This window comes from Ectothiorhodosinus mongolicus (assembly GCF_022406875.1).
Taxonomy (GTDB): Bacteria; Pseudomonadota; Gammaproteobacteria; order Ectothiorhodospirales; family Ectothiorhodospiraceae; genus Ectothiorhodospira; species Ectothiorhodospira mongolica.
Map to the genome: position 1 here is coordinate 1646854 of NZ_CP023018.1, position 15622 is coordinate 1662475.

General features: G+C 57.2%; 16 protein-coding genes and 1 tRNA gene. 8 read left to right on the forward strand and 9 right to left on the reverse strand.

Translation table 11 applies throughout. The features are described from left to right. Positions 1 to 50: 50 nt before the first annotated feature. Complete coding sequence (gene purL / locus CKX93_RS08020; protein WP_076756264.1) at positions 51 to 3953, forward strand: phosphoribosylformylglycinamidine synthase; 3903 nt, start codon at positions 51 to 53, stop codon at positions 3951 to 3953. Further along, entirely contained in the window at positions 3950 to 4681 is a 732-nt protein-coding gene (locus tag CKX93_RS08025) for a glycosyltransferase (protein ID WP_076756175.1), read from the forward strand. Before purL ends, CKX93_RS08025 begins: the two co-directional genes overlap by 4 nt. Positions 4682 to 4730: 49 nt before the next feature. On the opposite strand, the gene CKX93_RS08030 is transcribed toward CKX93_RS08025, so the two are convergent. The 7 genes from CKX93_RS08030 to CKX93_RS08060 all read right to left on the reverse strand — a co-directional run bounded on the left by CKX93_RS08030 (position 4731) and on the right by CKX93_RS08060 (position 9605). Then, a complete protein-coding gene (locus tag CKX93_RS08030; RefSeq protein ID WP_076756176.1) occupies positions 4731 to 5432 on the reverse strand; it encodes an MBL fold metallo-hydrolase in 702 nt (233 codons plus the stop codon). Positions 5433 to 5530: 98 nt separating this feature from the next. Next, positions 5531 to 5731 (reverse strand): YgaP family membrane protein, encoded by a 201-nt coding sequence (locus CKX93_RS08035; RefSeq protein WP_076756177.1) that lies wholly within the window; start codon positions 5729 to 5731, stop codon positions 5531 to 5533. Positions 5732 to 5777: 46 nt separating this feature from the next. Further along, positions 5778 to 7076, reverse strand: coding sequence for a citrate synthase (locus CKX93_RS08040; protein ID WP_076756178.1), 1299 nt, complete (start codon positions 7074 to 7076; stop codon positions 5778 to 5780). Positions 7077 to 7198: 122 nt separating this feature from the next. Next, positions 7199 to 7585 carry a CBS domain-containing protein gene (locus tag CKX93_RS08045; RefSeq protein WP_076756179.1) on the reverse strand — a complete coding sequence of 129 codons (387 nt, stop codon included), beginning with the start codon at positions 7583 to 7585 and terminating at the stop codon, positions 7199 to 7201. 30 nt (positions 7586 to 7615) lie between these two features. Beyond that, entirely contained in the window at positions 7616 to 7963 is a 348-nt protein-coding gene (locus CKX93_RS08050) for a P-II family nitrogen regulator (protein WP_076756180.1), read from the reverse strand. Further along, positions 7960 to 9471: a DUF1538 domain-containing protein gene (locus CKX93_RS08055; RefSeq protein ID WP_076756181.1), complete on the reverse strand. Its 1512-nt coding sequence runs from the start codon at positions 9469 to 9471 to the stop codon at positions 7960 to 7962. Before CKX93_RS08055 ends, CKX93_RS08050 begins: the two co-directional genes overlap by 4 nt. Before the next feature lie 57 nt (positions 9472 to 9528). Then, positions 9529 to 9605 (reverse strand) — tRNA-Arg (locus CKX93_RS08060). Positions 9606 to 9740: 135 nt separating this feature from the next. Between CKX93_RS08060 and CKX93_RS08065 the strand changes: the two genes are divergently transcribed. The 4 genes from CKX93_RS08065 (at position 9741) to CKX93_RS08080 (ending at position 12987) form a co-directional block, all read left to right on the forward strand. After that, positions 9741 to 10748, forward strand: a complete 1008-nt coding sequence (locus CKX93_RS08065) for an NAD-dependent epimerase (protein WP_076756182.1) — start codon at positions 9741 to 9743, stop codon at positions 10746 to 10748. Positions 10749 to 10850: 102 nt separating this feature from the next. Beyond that, positions 10851 to 11114 carry a type II toxin-antitoxin system TacA family antitoxin gene (locus CKX93_RS08070; protein ID WP_076756183.1) on the forward strand — a complete coding sequence of 88 codons (264 nt, stop codon included), beginning with the start codon at positions 10851 to 10853 and terminating at the stop codon, positions 11112 to 11114. Next, positions 11111 to 11617 (forward strand): GNAT family N-acetyltransferase, encoded by a 507-nt coding sequence (locus CKX93_RS08075; RefSeq protein ID WP_143339976.1) that lies wholly within the window; start codon positions 11111 to 11113, stop codon positions 11615 to 11617. Before CKX93_RS08070 ends, CKX93_RS08075 begins: the two co-directional genes overlap by 4 nt. Then, entirely contained in the window at positions 11614 to 12987 is a 1374-nt protein-coding gene (locus CKX93_RS08080; protein ID WP_076756185.1) for a phosphohexomutase domain-containing protein, read from the forward strand. The genes CKX93_RS08075 and CKX93_RS08080 overlap by 4 nt, the downstream gene beginning before the upstream one ends. Before the next feature lie 33 nt (positions 12988 to 13020). Here CKX93_RS08080 and CKX93_RS08085 read toward each other — a convergent pair whose 3' ends face one another. Together CKX93_RS08085 and CKX93_RS08090 are read right to left on the reverse strand one after the other, a co-directional pair. Further along, positions 13021 to 13833 (reverse strand): peptidylprolyl isomerase, encoded by an 813-nt coding sequence (locus tag CKX93_RS08085; RefSeq protein ID WP_076756186.1) that lies wholly within the window; start codon positions 13831 to 13833, stop codon positions 13021 to 13023. After that, the gene (locus CKX93_RS08090; protein WP_076756187.1) at positions 13830 to 14132 is read right to left on the reverse strand and encodes a YciI family protein; all 303 of its coding nucleotides are present in this window, start codon (positions 14130 to 14132) and stop codon (positions 13830 to 13832) included. The genes CKX93_RS08085 and CKX93_RS08090 overlap by 4 nt, the downstream gene beginning before the upstream one ends. A gap of 142 nt (positions 14133 to 14274) precedes the next feature. Here CKX93_RS08090 and CKX93_RS08095 point away from each other — a divergent pair, with 142 nt between their 5' ends. Continuing rightward, positions 14275 to 14901 carry an L-threonylcarbamoyladenylate synthase gene (locus CKX93_RS08095; RefSeq protein ID WP_076756188.1) on the forward strand — a complete coding sequence of 209 codons (627 nt, stop codon included), beginning with the start codon at positions 14275 to 14277 and terminating at the stop codon, positions 14899 to 14901. A 10-nt stretch (positions 14902 to 14911) separates the two neighbouring features. Beyond that, positions 14912 to 15589 (forward strand): site-2 protease family protein, encoded by a 678-nt coding sequence (locus tag CKX93_RS08100; protein ID WP_076756189.1) that lies wholly within the window; start codon positions 14912 to 14914, stop codon positions 15587 to 15589. Positions 15590 to 15622: the final 33 nt, after the last annotated feature.

The following is a 15622-nucleotide window of genomic DNA, read 5'->3' on the forward strand; positions in this document are numbered from 1 at the left end:
CAATGCAGTATCATGGCGGCTTTCTGCTGGTTGTTGGTAAGGACCTCTTCATGTTGCGTTTATCCGGCGCTGCCGCGCTCTCTGAATTCCGTTTGCAGCGGCTCGCAAAATCCCTAAAAGGGGTCGTACCCCATCTGGAAAGGGTGGACGCAACGCAGCGGTTTTTCGTGCAGACCCGGCATGTGCCAACTGAGGCCGAGCAGAAGCAGATTCAGGCGCTGTTAGAAGCCATGCCGCTGCCGACTGATGCCGAGACCGGGGAGACGCAGATTCTGGTGGTGCCGCGCATCGGCACGGTCTCGCCATGGTCTACCAAAGCCACGGACATCGCCCGCCACTGCGGCTTGGGCGGCGTGGTCGAGCGTATCGAGCAAGGCATCGCCTATGCCCTGAAAACCGAAAGCCCGCTTAGCGCACAAGAACGAGAGGCAATTCTGTCGCTGCTGCACGATCGCATGACGCAAACCGTGCTCACCCAAAGCGCAGATGCCGAAGGCTTATTCGCGCACCACGAAGCGGCCCCAGTGCGCCGCATCCCCTTGGGCGATGATCCGGAAGCCGCGCTGCGCGCCATCAATGCCGAGCTGGGACTGGCGCTGGCAGAAGATGAAATCACCTACCTGGCCGAGGCCTACCAGACCCTGAAGCGCGACCCCACCGATGTGGAGCTGATGATGTTCGCCCAAGCCAACTCCGAGCATTGTCGCCACAAGATCTTTAATGCCGACTGGGTGATTGACGGTCAAACGCGCGATTACTCGCTGTTCGCCATGATTCGCCACACCCATGAAATCTCCCCCGAGGGCGTCTTGTCAGCCTACAAAGACAATGCCTCGGTGATCGCCGGACATACAGGTTATCGGCTGATGCCGGATCCGCTGACCGGAGAATATCAACCCCAAAAACTCGACCTGCCCATTCTCATGAAGGTCGAGACCCATAACCATCCCACGGCGATATCGCCATTTCCGGGTGCCGCCACCGGCTCGGGCGGCGAGATTCGCGATGAGGGCGCCACCGGTCGCGGCTCCAAACCCAAGGCAGGACTCACCGGCTTTTCGGTATCCAACCTGCGCATCCCCGGCTTTGAGCAACCTTGGGAGACTGACTTTGGTAAACCCGGGCGCATTGAATCCGCCTTGCACATTATGCTCGACGGGCCGATTGGCGCCGCGGCCTTTAATAATGAGTTTGGTCGTCCTGCATTGGCCGGTTATTTCCGCACTTTGGAGCTGCAAGCCCCCGGGCCACATGGCCTCGAGCTCAAGGGCTATCACAAGCCCATCATGATTGCTGGCGGAGTAGGGAGCCTACGCGCTGAACACATCGCCAAAAATGATCTTCCTGAAGGCACGCCCGTGGTGGTGCTGGGCGGTCCCGCAATGTTGATTGGCTTGGGCGGAGGTGCTGCCTCTTCGATGGCCAGTGGCGAAAGCGCCGAGCGCTTGGACTTTGCCTCGGTGCAGCGCGGTAACCCGGAGATGCAGCGCCGCTGTCAGGAAGTCATCGACCGCTGCACAGCGCTGGGAGAGAACAATCCTATTCTCTCTATCCATGATGTCGGTGCTGGCGGCTTGTCTAATGCCGTGCCGGAGATTTTGAATGATGCGGGGCGCGGTGGCAGTATCGAACTGCGCACCATCCCCAGTGATGAGCCCGGGCTCTCACCCATGGAGCTGTGGTGCAATGAAGCGCAAGAGCGCTATGTCTTGGCCATTGATGCCGCGCGGCTGGACTCATTCACGGCTTTGTGTGAACGCGAGCGCGCTCCTTTTGCCGTGATTGGCACGGCCACAGCGGACCGTCAGTTACTGGTGGGTGATGCTCAGTTCGGTAACAACCCCGTGGATCTGCCCATGGAAGTGCTGCTAGGTAAGCCGCCCAAGATGCTGCGCGATGTTCGGCATTTAACCTTTACCAAGCCTGAGCTGGACACCACCGATCTCTCGCTCAAGGAGGCGGTAAAGCGCGTATTACAGCTGCCCTCTGTGGCCTCCAAGTCTTTTCTGATTACCATCGGCGATCGTAGTGTGACCGGTCTCGTGGCTCGGGATCAGATGGTGGGGCCCTGGCAGGTGCCGGTTGCCGATGTGGCGGTCACCGCGACTGACTTTGAAGGCGATACCGGTGAGGCCATGGCCATGGGTGAGCGCAGCCCGATTGCCTTAGTGCATGCACCAGCTTCAGGGCGCATGGCCATTGGTGAGGCCATGACCAATATCGCTGCAGCCGCGATCGAAAATCTCTCCGACATCAAACTCTCCGCCAACTGGATGGCGGCCACCGGCCATCCCGGTGAGGATGCTGCCCTGTTTGCCACGGTGGAAGCCGTGGGGCGTGAGCTGTGTCCGCGCTTGGGGCTTTGTATTCCGGTGGGCAAAGATTCCCTGTCGATGCGCACGGTGTGGGAAAGCCCCGAGGGATCTGAGGGCGAGCAAGTGATGACCTCGCCGCTGTCGCTGATCATCTCGGCTTTTGCCCCGGTGAGCGATGTGCGCCAGACATTGACGCCACAGCTGCGTACTGACTGTGGTGACAGCGATTTAATCTTCATCGATTTGGGTAAAGGCAAGCAGCGATTGGCGGGCTCGGCCCTGGCCCAAGTGCTCAGCCAAGTGGGTCATCACGCCCCCGATTTAGACGATCCCGACATGTTGATGCGCTTTTTCGCAGCGATTCAGGCGCTGCGACAAGAGGGCTTTTTGCTGGCCTATCATGACCGCAGTGATGGCGGTCTACTCACAACATTAAGCGAAATGGCTTTTGCCGGGCGCTGTGGCATGCGAGTGCAGCTCGATACCCTGGGCGATGATCCCCTGGCGGCACTATTCAATGAAGAGCTAGGCGCCGTTATTCAAGTCGCGCACAACCATACCGATGAAGTGCTCAGTATGCTTGCCGGCTGGGAATTATCGCATCACAGCCATGTGTTGGGATCAGTCACCGCTGCACAAGATCTGGCGTTTTACCTCGACAACTCGCTGCTTTTGAGTGCCAGCCGCGGCGAACTGGAATCGCTGTGGGCGGAGACCAGCTATCGCATGCAAGCCCTGCGCGATGATCCCGATTGTGCTCGCGAGGCCTTCGAAGCGATCAGACGTGCCGATGATCCCGGACTTAACGTCCAGCTGAGCTTTGAAATGAATGAGGATATCGCAGCGCCCATGATTGCCAGCGGGCGGCGGCCGCGGGTGGCGATTTTGCGCGAGCAGGGCGTGAATGGACAAATTGAGATGGCTGCGGCATTTCATCGCGCCGGCTTTGCCCCGGTGGACGTGCACATGACCGATTTATTAGAGGGTAGGGTCGATCTCAAGGACTTCCAAGGCCTGGCGGCGTGTGGCGGCTTTTCTTATGGCGATGTGCTGGGCGCGGGCAGTGGCTGGGCGCGCAGTATTCTATTCAATGCACAATTATCGGATGCCTTTGCGGCCTTTTTTGCGCGCCAGGACAGCTTTGCTTTGGGCGTGTGTAATGGCTGCCAAATGCTTTCCCAGCTCAAGTCCATGATTCCCGGGGCTGAGCATTGGCCGCGTTTTATGCGCAATCGCAGCGAGCAATTTGAGGCGCGACTGTCGATGGTTGAGGTACTCGATAGCCCGTCGATTTTGCTCTCTGGGATGGCTGGCTCGCGCATGCCCATCGCGGTGGCTCATGGCGAGGGCAGAGCGGTGTTTGCTGACGCAGACCAGGAACTGGCTCAGCAGGAGCAAATACTCGCGCTGCGCTATGTGGATAATCACGGCACACCAGCCACGCGCTATCCCGAAAACCCCAATGGCTCGCCCGAAGGAATCACCGGCCTGACCACCCGAGATGGCCGCGTCACCATCATGATGCCGCATCCCGAGCGGGTATTTCGCGCGCTGCAACACAGCTGGCATCCCGATGAATGGGGCGAGGATGGGCCTTGGATGCGGTTGTTCCGTAACGCCCGGGTCTGGTTACAGTGAGTGCAGCACCGATTTATTCGGTGATTATCCCGGCTTGGAACGAAGCCGGCTGGATTGAGAAAAGCCTAGAGGCGGTGTTTGCCGCTTGTCATGCCCAGCCCGAATCCTTTGAAGTCATTGTGGTGGACAACAACTCCAGCGATGACACGGCAGAGCTGGCCCGCGCTGCCGGCGCCAAGGTGGTGTTCGAGCCTCATCAGCAGATTGCCCGGGCGCGCAATGCTGGTGCCCAGGCCGCCCAAGGACAATGGCTGATCTTCGTTGATGCCGATACCTGGCCAGAGGCCGCGCTGATCCGCGCAACACTGGATCAGCTGGCCAGTGGCGCCGTGTCTGGCGGCGGCGCGCAAGTGGATTTTGATGATCTGCCGCTGGCGATATACCGTCTGGGCCTGCGCTTGTGGAACTTTGCATCCTATTATGGCGGGGTGGCCGCTGGCTGTTATTTGTTTTGCCAAGCCGCTGCGCTTAAGGAGATCGGCGGCTTTAGTGAGAAGGTCTATGCTGGGGAGGAGGCTTTCTTCTCACGGGGCATTCGCCGTTGGGGCAAAGCGCGGGGCCTCAAATTTCACATCATCCGCAGCCCCAAGGTGCTAACCTCAGGGCGGAAAACGCAATGGTTCGCCCCTTGGCAGCATGTCATGGTCGCCTTGACGGTGCTGCTGATGCCGTTTGTGATCCGCTCCAAGCGGCTGAGCTGGTTTTGGTATCGGCGGCCACCACAATAATCGGCTATGACAATGGCGACCTCTGTCAGGCGCTAGCTAAACAGCGGTGTTACGACTTTTGTCGCGGCTCGGGCCCATAGGGGCTATTGCGGGTTTGATCGTGCGCCACCATGCGGTAGTGCACAAAAGCCTCGACATCATCAAAGTGCATAAACGGGTTGCCCGCTGCCTGCTCGCCCATGGTGGAGTTCTCGTGGATGCCATAGTTATGGCCGGGGTGGATGCGCACATGCGGTTTGAGCTCTTTTTGAAGCCGCATCAAGCTGGCATGCATCGCCCGAGGATCACCGCCATTGAGATCGCAACGTCCGCAGCCATAGACAAACACCGTGTCCCCAGCGATCAAGTCATCGCCCAGGTCATAGCAGGTCGAACCCGGCGTATGTCCCGGCGTGTGGATCACGCGAATGCGCGTCTGACCCAGCAGGATCTCATCGCCATCTTCGTGCAGGACGCTCCCCTCTGGGGTCTGACCCCAAAATTCGGCTTCTGCGCGCAGCACATGCACCTCGGGTGAGAGCCGCTCCACCGCCTGAGATAGGGCATTGATGTGATCGCCGTGGCTGTGGGTCAGGAGGACATGGGTGATGGTGAGTCCATGGTCTTGACACAGGCCGATCAAGCGATCCAAATCCCAAGCAGGATCAATCAGTGCCGCACTATGGGTCGCCACGTCCTCAATCACATAAAGGAAATTGTCCATCGGCCCAAGCTTGAGCGAATGGACCCGATAGGATCCTGCGGTATTCATTAGCCTTTCTCCTCCAGAAGATGCCTCTTTTCGGGCTGCGTATGCCTCTTTGGGCACTACATAAAAATGGCCCCGTTTGGGGCCATTTGCAAGGCTAATTAATTAAAGGCTTCGCCGGGCTTGATGCCCGCCTTTTTAAGAATCATCGCCAGCGGACAAAAACCTGTGAAGGCGGACTGCAGCAGGTTAAAGCCCACAAAGGCCGTCAACAGCAACCAGTAAGAGCTCAGAAAAGACAACAACAGGCTGGCCAGAATCACCGTGCCGGCAAAAGCCATCACTACTCGATCGATCGTCATCACATCACCCTCATCCGTATTAAGTAGTGCTAATATACGGGTTCGCTCAGCGCTTCTCAATAGGCACATAGACGCGGGTGTCGGCGCCCGTGTAAAGCTGACGCGGCCGACCGATGCGCGATTCGGGATCCTGCATCATCTCATTCCAGTGTGCATTCCAGCCCACAATCCGCGCCAGAGCGAAGATCGCGGTGAACATATTCAGCGGAATGCCCATCGCTTTGAGAATAATGCCCGAGTAAAAATCCACGTTCGGGTAAAGCTTGCGCTCTTTGAAATAATCGTCTTCTGTGGCGTAGCGCTCTAACTCCATGGCCACTTCGAACATCGGCTCGTTCTCACTACCCATCTGTGCCAGCAGTTCATGACACATCTTGCGGATGATGCGTGCGCGCGGATCGTAGTTCTTGTAAACCCGGTGACCAAAGCCCATCAGGCGATAGCTGTCATCCTTGTCTTTGGCGCGATTCACGAAGTGTTCCACCGACTGGCCGCTTTCGACGATGTCCTCAAGCATGCGCACGACTTTTTCGTTGGCGCCGCCATGCAAGGGTCCCCATAGTGAGGCAATGCCGGCCGAGACCGCTGCATAGGGGTTGGCCTCCGAGCTGCCCGATAGGCGCACGGTGGAGGTCGATGCGTTCTGCTCGTGATCGGCATGCAGAATCAAAATCAGATCCAGCGCCTTGGCAAAGACCGGGTTAGGCTCGTAGCGCTCGGTGGGCATGCCAAACATCATGCGTAGGAAGTTCTCGGAATAGCTCAGCTCGTTATCCGGATAGATAAACGGCTGACCCATGGCGTATTTATATGACCAAGCGGCCAAGGTCGGCATTTTCGAGATCATGCGGTGCGCGGCAATCTCGCGATGTTTGGGGTTATGCACATCCATCTCATCATGGAAGAACGCCGAGAGCGCACCGAACACACCAACCATGATGGCCATGGGGTGAGCATCATGGCGAAAGCCGTCGTAAAAGCGGCGCACGGCCTGATGCGGTACTGAATGTTGCTGGATAATACGTTGGAAGTTCTGCAGTTGCGTGGCGGTAGGCAGCTCGCCGTAAAAAAGCAGATAGCAGGTCTCAAGATACGTGCTGTGTTCCGCCAATTCTTCGATGGGATAGCCGCGGTACATGAGGATGCCTTCATCGCCATCGATATAGGTGATATCGCTGCGGCAGCTGGCGGTGGACATAAAGCCCGGGTCATAAGTGAAATAGCCCAATTCTTTCGACAAGGGCCGGATATCAACGGTGGCCGGTCCGATGGTGCCTTCTAGTACCGGCAACTCCACCTGCTTGCCGGTAGCGTTGTCAATGACCGTAACAGTACGGTTGGTCATGGCAAGTCCTCATGTTCACGTATCAACAAGAGGCCATACTTTATTGCGATGCAGCACACAAGTCCAGCCACACCAAATCAAAAACGGGGACAGTCCCCATTTTTGGGGTCGTACCCCATTTTTCAGTCGGCCAGCTCGATAATGGCGGAGATGATGTCATTCATGGAGATGAGGCCCACCAGTTCGTTGCCATGCAGAACGGCCACGCGGCGAATCCCCAGCTGTACCATCAGCCGAGCGACAAACTTCACCTCCATCATCTCGGGAACGCTAATGATCGGGCGGATGCAGATGTCGTACACATTAATAAGGTCAATATCACCCTCTTCAGCAACAATCGTGCGCAGAATATTGGTGTAGGTGATCAGCCCATAAGCATCGGTGTCGTGGACTTTTTCAACGACCAAGGATTTGACATCGCGGCGGCGCATCTCGCGCATCGCTTCACGAATCGTCGCGGTCGGTGCGATGCTCGCCACATCGCGAATCATAATGTCTTTAACTAACATGGTTTAAATTCTCCGAGAGCATGACAGGCTCTATATTTCGTCTTTAATGCGTTCTTCAAACTGCTGTATCTGGCCCAAATCGATACCCGCGATGTGCTCAAGCGGGACCGTAAAAACAATTCCTTCACTGTGCTCACGTAATTTCAGCTGATCGCGCAAAGCTTTCATCACCGATAAGGACAGCTTTTTCTCAAGGATGAAAATCAACACCGATTGCGCACCCTCATAAGTCAGGCCAAAGAATGTTTTCTTCTCCGCCGCGCCAATGCCGCGCGCATCCATGATGGTGACGCCTGCAGCGCCGGCCTCACGCGCCACATCAATGGCTTTCTCTTCGAATTTCTCGGATAAAATCGCTACTAACACAGAGAATTTCATGTGGTTTGCTGCCTCCAACGGCCCATGAATTCAACGGCGATAGCATAGAGCATCACCGTAATGATCGGAAAGATCGAAGCAAAGGCAATCAGCCCAAAGCCATCGATCAGCACATTTCGACCTTCTATATGGGTGGCAAGGCCTATGCCTAGGGCTGTGACCAAAGGTACAGTGACCTCCGAAGTCGTCACCCCGCCCAGGTCATAGGCCAAAGCGACGATGTATTTCGGCGCCAAAGCAGTCAAAACGATGACCACGGCATAGCCCCCCATAATGTAATAATGAATCGAGTCGCCGGTGATGATCCGGTGCACGCCAATGGTGATACCGATCGCCACGCCCGCGGCCACCAACAAGCGAATCGTGTTGCCATCTAATCGCCCCTTGGCTGCTTCTTCGGCCTTCTGGCCAATGGCGATCAGCGCCGGCTCGGCCATGGTCGTGGCAAAGCCAATACAAAAGGCAAACACGTAAATCCACAACACCGCATCCAGGGCAATGAGCTGCTCAGCCATGGATCGTCCAATCGGGAATAGCCCCAATTTCAAGCCCACCACGAAGGCGTAGAGACCAAAGATCACCAGCACGAACCCGCCCACAACCTTTTGCACATGCGCTAAGTGGCGGCGAATCACCAAGTACTGAAAAACCAAAATAACGCCAATAATGGGCAGCACATCGCGAAACATCAGCAACAAATCGCGCAACATGCCCAACACAATGCTGCCGCCCACGGGGTCGATAAACCCATCGCCGGCATTCGTTTCCAGCATCGATGCTGGAGGTGCCGCCACTGCACCCCCGGAAAAGACGATAATGCCGTAGAGCTGCACCACGATCATCGGCACCATCACGGCCAAAGCCACCAGCCCAAACCCATGCGTCAGGGCATTGCGCCCGCGAATCGAGACCGCTAGGCCAATACCCAAAGCCGCGATTAAAGGGACGGTAACGATATTGGTGGTGACCCCGCCCGAATCATAGGCCAGGCCAACGATCTCAGCCGGTGCGAAAAACGTGATGGTGACCACCAACAGATAGCCGATGATCATGTACCAGTGCAGGCTATGCCCCAGCGCGATACGAATAACACCAATGGCAACCACCACTCCCACCGACAGCGCTACCAGAAGGCGCAGCACCCAGCCATTGATTTGTCCGGCGCTGATCAGCTCCGCTTGTTGAGCGACGGCAATCAAAGCCGGCTCGGCGATCACTGCCGAAAAGCCCAAACAAAAGCCGAACAACATCAGCCAAAACAGCGAGCCTTTCTTCGCAAACTCATTCGAGAGATTGCGGCCGATGGGGAAGATACCCATCTCAAGGCCCTGCAAAAACAGAGCCACGCCAATCACCACAATCCCTAGGCCAATCACAATCGGCAGCCAGCCCTCAGGCACCTGGCGCATCACCAGCAGCTGGAACACCCCCACTACGAGAATAATCGGCATCAGGTTGCGCAATGAATGCAGCAACAGCCGATAAAACTCTCGTAACGTATCACCCATGGATCAGAGTCTAAAACAAATGGGGTCAGACCCCAATTGGGGTCCGACCCCATTTTCTGGCCCCCTGTAGTGGATTCGAACCACCGACCTACGGTTTAGGAAACCGTTGCTCTATCCTGCTGAGCTAACAGGGGATGTGCGCAGCATACTACCGCTTAAAGGGTCGGTAAAAGTGCGCACAGGCACCGCTCGCCCCAAGATCGCCCCTAGTTCACTGCCCAGCCCATTTGCTTTATTGTTGTCGGGTTATTGGCTCAGGGGATATACGCATGAAAGTGCTGGTCACAGGCACCGCCGGTTTTATCGGATCGGCATTAGCCAAGCGGCTATTGGCGCGAGGCGATGAGGTCATCGGCATCGATAACCTCAATGACTATTACGATGTGAACTTGAAAAAAGCCCGCCTGGCGCGCATTGCCGAGCACCCGAGCTTCACTGATGTGCGCATCGATATCGCCGATCGCGCCGCCATGGAAGCGGTTTTCGCAGACCACAAGCCCGATCGCGTCGTGAACCTCGCCGCCCAAGCCGGCGTGCGGTACTCCCTCATCAATCCCCATGCCTATGTCGAGACCAATCTGGTCGGCTTTATGAACATTCTCGAGGGCTGTCGCCACCACGACGTCGAACACTTGGTCTACGCCTCATCGAGCTCGGTTTATGGCGCCAATACCGCCATGCCGTTCAGCGTCCATGACAACGTCGATCATCCCATGAGTCTTTATGCCGCCAGCAAAAAGGCCAATGAACTCATGGCGCATACCTACAGCTCGCTGTATGGCCTGCCGACCACCGGTCTGAGATTTTTTACCGTTTACGGACCCTGGGGGCGGCCGGATATGGCGCTCTTCCTATTTACTCGTAATATGCTCGAAGGCCAGCCCATCGACGTCTTTAACTATGGCAAGCATCGCCGCGATTTCACCTACATCGATGACATTGTCGAGGGCGTGATGCGCACCTTGGATCATGTGGCCACGCCCAACCCTGATTGGTCAGGAGAGGCACCCGATTCAGCCACCAGTTTCGCGCCGTATCGCTTGTACAACATCGGCAACAACCAGCCGGTGGATCTGATGCACTACATTGAAGTGTTGGAGGACTGCTTGGGCGTTAAGGCCGAGAAAAATCTGTTGCCCCTACAGCCTGGTGATGTGCCTGACACCTATGCCGATGTGGCTGACCTCGTCAAAGACGTTGATTACCAGCCCGCCACACCCGTAGAGCAGGGCGTCGCTGAATTCGTTCGCTGGTACCGCGACTTTTACAAAGTCTGATATACGCTATGAAACCCAGTATGGAGACTCAGTGTCAGGCTTGAGAATACACGTTAGATACACGATAATAGATATTCAAAATATATATTAAAGGGGTGTCCAATGAGACAATCCGTTCCAATCAACATGAAAGCCGAGCCCGAGCTTCGCAATCTGATTGACCGAGCCGCCAAGCTCACGCATCGCAATCGCACGGAGTTTGTCTTGGAGGCGGCGGCGCAACGGGCCCAAGAGGTGATTCTCGATCAAACCTTGATCACGCTAGATCCGGATCGGTTTCAGAAATTCATCGATGCACTGGATGCACCTCCAGCGAGCAATCCTAGGCTGCGTCGCGTATTGCATGCGAAGGCGCCTTGGGAGTGATATGCCCGCCACAACCGCTGAGCGAGCAACACATTACCGATGATTTTTATTGTGGCCATGCATCCCTCAATCAATGGTTAAAAAAGCGCGCCCCCAAAGCGGCGCGCATTGGACACTCAGCACGGACTTTCGTGGTGTGCGACCAAGACCAAAGGGTGCTCGCGTACTATGCCCTCGCATCGGGGTCTGTTAATCGGGAAGATGTGCCCAACAAAGTCGCGCGCAACACGCCTGATCCGGTACCCGTCGTGTTACTCGCTCGATTGGCTGTGGACCAAAGTATGGCGGGTCGGGGGATGGGTCGCGGCCTGCTTAAAGACGCATTTTTACGCGTTTATTCGGCTGCCGAACAGATTGGCATTCGGGCTATTCTGGTACATGCGATTGATGAACAAGCGCGATCATTTTATGTAAAACACGGTTTTTACGATTCTCCCACCCACGAGTTGACGCTGATGTTGACCATCAGTGAGATCGAGAAGGAATGGATATCTAGCCCATGACGACTGAGCAAAAACTGGCCTGTTTTAAGGCCTACGATATCCGCGGCCGCGTGCCCGAAGAACTCAACCCCGAGGTGGCCGAGGCCATTGGCCGCGCCTATGCGGCAGTCGTGCAGCCTCAGGGCCCGGTTGCCATCGGCTGGGACATCCGCCTTAGCAGCCCCGAACTAGCCCAAGCCCTGACCCGAGGATTGAACGCCTCAGGAGTGGACACCCAAACCCTAGGCCAATGCGGCACCGAAATGATCTACCACGCCGCCTCGCAATCCGGCATGGGCGGCGGCATCATGGTCACCGCCAGCCACAATCCCATGGACTACAACGGCATGAAGCTGGTGCGTGACCAGGCGATTCCCTTGAGCGGCGACAGCGGCCTACCCGAGATGGAGCGGCGGGTGCGCGAAAACGATCTGCCACCGCCGACCGTCCATCCCGGAACCAACACCGCGGTCGATGTGCTGCACTCCTACGTCCAACGGATTCTGGGTTTTATCGAAGTGCCCCAATTAAAGCCGCTGCATCTGGTGGTCAACGCCGGTAATGGCGCTGCCGGGCCGGTGTTCGACGCCCTCGCGGAGCACTTGCCGTTTCGCATCACCCGCGTGCACCACGAACCCGATGGCCATTTCCCCAACGGCATCCCCAACCCGTTGCTGCCCGAAAATCGCAGCGCCACCGCCGAGGCCGTGCAACAGCATGGCGCGGATATGGGCATTGCTTGGGATGGAGATTTCGATCGCTGCTTTTTCTTTGATGAACGCGGCGCATTTATTGAAGGCTACTACATGGTCGGCCTGCTGGCGGCACAGATCCTCGCCAAACACCCCGGTGGTCGCGTGATTCACGATACGCGCCTGACCTGGAATACCCGAGACATGGCGCGCCAGGCGGGCGGTGTACCCATCATGGGCCGCACCGGTCACGCCTTTATGAAGGACCTCATGCGCAGCGATGATGCGCTGTACGCTGGCGAGATGTCAGCCCACCACTATTTCCGCGATTTTGCGTGCTGCGACAGCGGCATGATCCCCTGGCTACTGATTGCCGAGGCGATGAGTGTGACCGGTCAGCCCCTGTCCGCATTGGTTGAAGCGCGGATCAGCGCCTACCCCTGCAGTGGCGAGATCAATTTCCCGGTGCGCGATGTGGCCGCCGCCATTGGCCATATCGCCGATCACTACGCCCAGCTGCGTCCCATGATCGACACCACTGATGGCATCAGCATGGACTTCGATCTGTGGCGATTTAACCTGCGCGGCTCCAACACCGAGCCTATGCTGCGCCTCAATGTGGAGAGTCGTGGCGACGCAGCCCTCATGCAACAGCGTACCCAGGAAATCAGCGACCTGATCGCCGCCTTCGCTCAATAGCGCTAGGCAGGCAAACGCGGCCTAAGAAAGCCCTCAGTAACGCTCAATCGTGGCGCGCTGACGCAGCAGTTCCAGTTCGCTCTGCAAAGCCCGATTAGCAAGAATCTGTTGCAGCGCCTCAATCACTTCCTCAAATGCCGGAAGATCCAAGGCGCGCGTCTCCTGAAGCTCGATCACATGCCAACCAAAGCGGCTTTGCACCGGTTCCGCAGTCACCTGGCCCGGGGAAAGCTGCGCCAAAGCCTCGGCGAATTCGGTGACCATCATATCCAGCTGAAACCAACCCAAATCACCACCCCGATCGGCGGTGGTATCGGTTGAGTGCTCGCCCGCTAAGGCCACAAAGTCCGCCCCAGCGCCCAGTTGCGCAATCAGTTCCGCCGCCAGATCCGCATCATCCACCAAAATATGCCGCGCCCGAAACTCCTCATCCCCGGCCGCGGCAATCTGCGCTTCATACTCGGCACGTAGAGCCGTCTCAGTGAAATCCTGCTCATCCATAAACCGCTGCACATAATGATTCGCCAGCACGTTGGTGCGCAGCTGGTCCAGCTGCCGCTGAATCTCCAGATCCTCATCCAGCCCGCGCCGCTCAGCGGCCTGACGCAGTAAGACCATATCGATCAGTTCTTCCAGCGCATCATCGCGACTCACCCGCGCCATAGGCCCCTGGCGCGCAATCAAGTCCTCCACCGCCCAGCGACTAATCACTGCGTCATTGACCTTAGCGACTTGCGGCCCAGGATCGGTAAACGCAGCCGTATCGTTATTGCCACAGCCCATCAGGCTGAGCGCCAGAGCGCTCACCACTCCACCCAAAATGAGCCCAAGCGGCCAGCGTTTCATGAAGGAAACACCTGTTTAAACGGCTTCACGCTGACCTGCGCATAAACCCCAGCGGCCACATAGGGATCAGCATCCGCCCAGTCCTGCGCGGCTTTGAGGCTGGCAAACTCGGCGACCACCAAGCTGCCGGTAAATCCCGCCTCGCCGGGGTCATTGCTATCGATGGCCGGATGTGGGCCGGCCAAGACCAACCGTCCCTCGTTTTGTAAAGCCTCCAGCCGCGCCAGATGCGCCGGGCGCACCGACTGGCGCAGTGGGAGGCTGTCAGCCACGTCTTGACTGATGATGGCGTATAGCATGAAGTGAATCCCTAACCATAAAACCCATGGAGGTCTCGTAGATTAGCGCAGCTAGGCGCTGGGATACAAAGCGGATTTCCACGCAGTGGCCGCCTTGCGGTCTGATACAATGGGAATCGATCAAAAAGATGCCTGATAACCCATGAGCAAAGTGCTGCACATCCATCCGCAAAACCCCCAAGCCCGGCTGATCGAGCAGGCCGCGGCGGTGGTGCGCGATGGCGGGGTCATCGCGTACCCCACGGATTCCTGCTATGCCTTGGGCTGCGCCATCGACAATAAGACCGGAATGGAAACCATTCGGCGGCTGCGGCGCCTGGATGACAACTATCATCTCACCCTGGTGTGCCGTGATCTGTCGGAAATCGCCCTCTATGCCAAGGTCGGCAATAGCGCCTATCGACTGCTGAAGTCTCTGACCCCTGGCCCTTATGCCTTTTTATTAAAAGCCACGCATGAGGTACCGCGGCGCATTCAACATGCCAAGCGCAAGACCATCGGCCTGCGCATCCCCGCCCATCCCATCGTCCAACAGCTGATCGAAGCCTTAGGTCAGCCGTTAATGAGTAGCACGCTGCAATTGCCCGGCGACGATATGCCGCTGAACGACATCTACGACATCGAAGAGCGCCTCGGCGGGCAAATTGACTTAATGATCGACGGCGGCCCCTGCGGCGGCGAGCCCACCACCGTGATCGATCTGGAAAGTGACACGCCGGTGCTGGTGCGCCAGGGTCTGGGCCCGGTACCACCTGGGATGCTGGAGTAAGTCGGTCGCCATGGAGAATCTGCTCCAAGTCATCGCCATCTGGGCTTTGCCGGTGTTGTTTGCCATCACCTTGCATGAGGCCGCCCATGGCTGGGCCGCCAAACAACTGGGGGATCCCACGGCGAAGATGCTCGGCCGTTTAACCCTCAACCCCATCAAACACGTCGATCCGGTGGGCACTATTCTCGTGCCGGCCGGTCTGCTGGCCTTTAGTCTATTAACCCCGGCGCCGCCCTTTGTGTTTGGTTGGGCCAAGCCCGTGCCGGTGAACACCCGCAACCTACAAAAACCCCGCCGCGACATGGCGGTGGTGGCCATTGCCGGGCCGCTGTCGAACCTATTGATGGCCTTTTTCTGGGCGCTGATGATTAAGCTGGGTCTGAGTCTACAAGGGACCTTCGATTGGGTGGCCGTGCCTTTGGTCTACATGGGTGTGGCCGGTATCAGTATCAATATCCTGTTGATGGTACTGAATATGATGCCCGTACCGCCGCTGGATGGCGGGCGCGTCTTATCGGGTTTTCTGCGCGGCCGGATTGCCTATAATTATGATCGTCTTGAACCCTATGGACTGGTGATAGTGGTGGTTTTGTTGATTACCGGCGTGCTCGGCGCCATCCTATTCCCCATCTATGGCTGGTTTGTGGAGCTGATCCAAACGCTGTTTGCGCTGCCCAGTTGGCGCTGAATCGATTATGCATAACACCATTGAGGTCGCCTT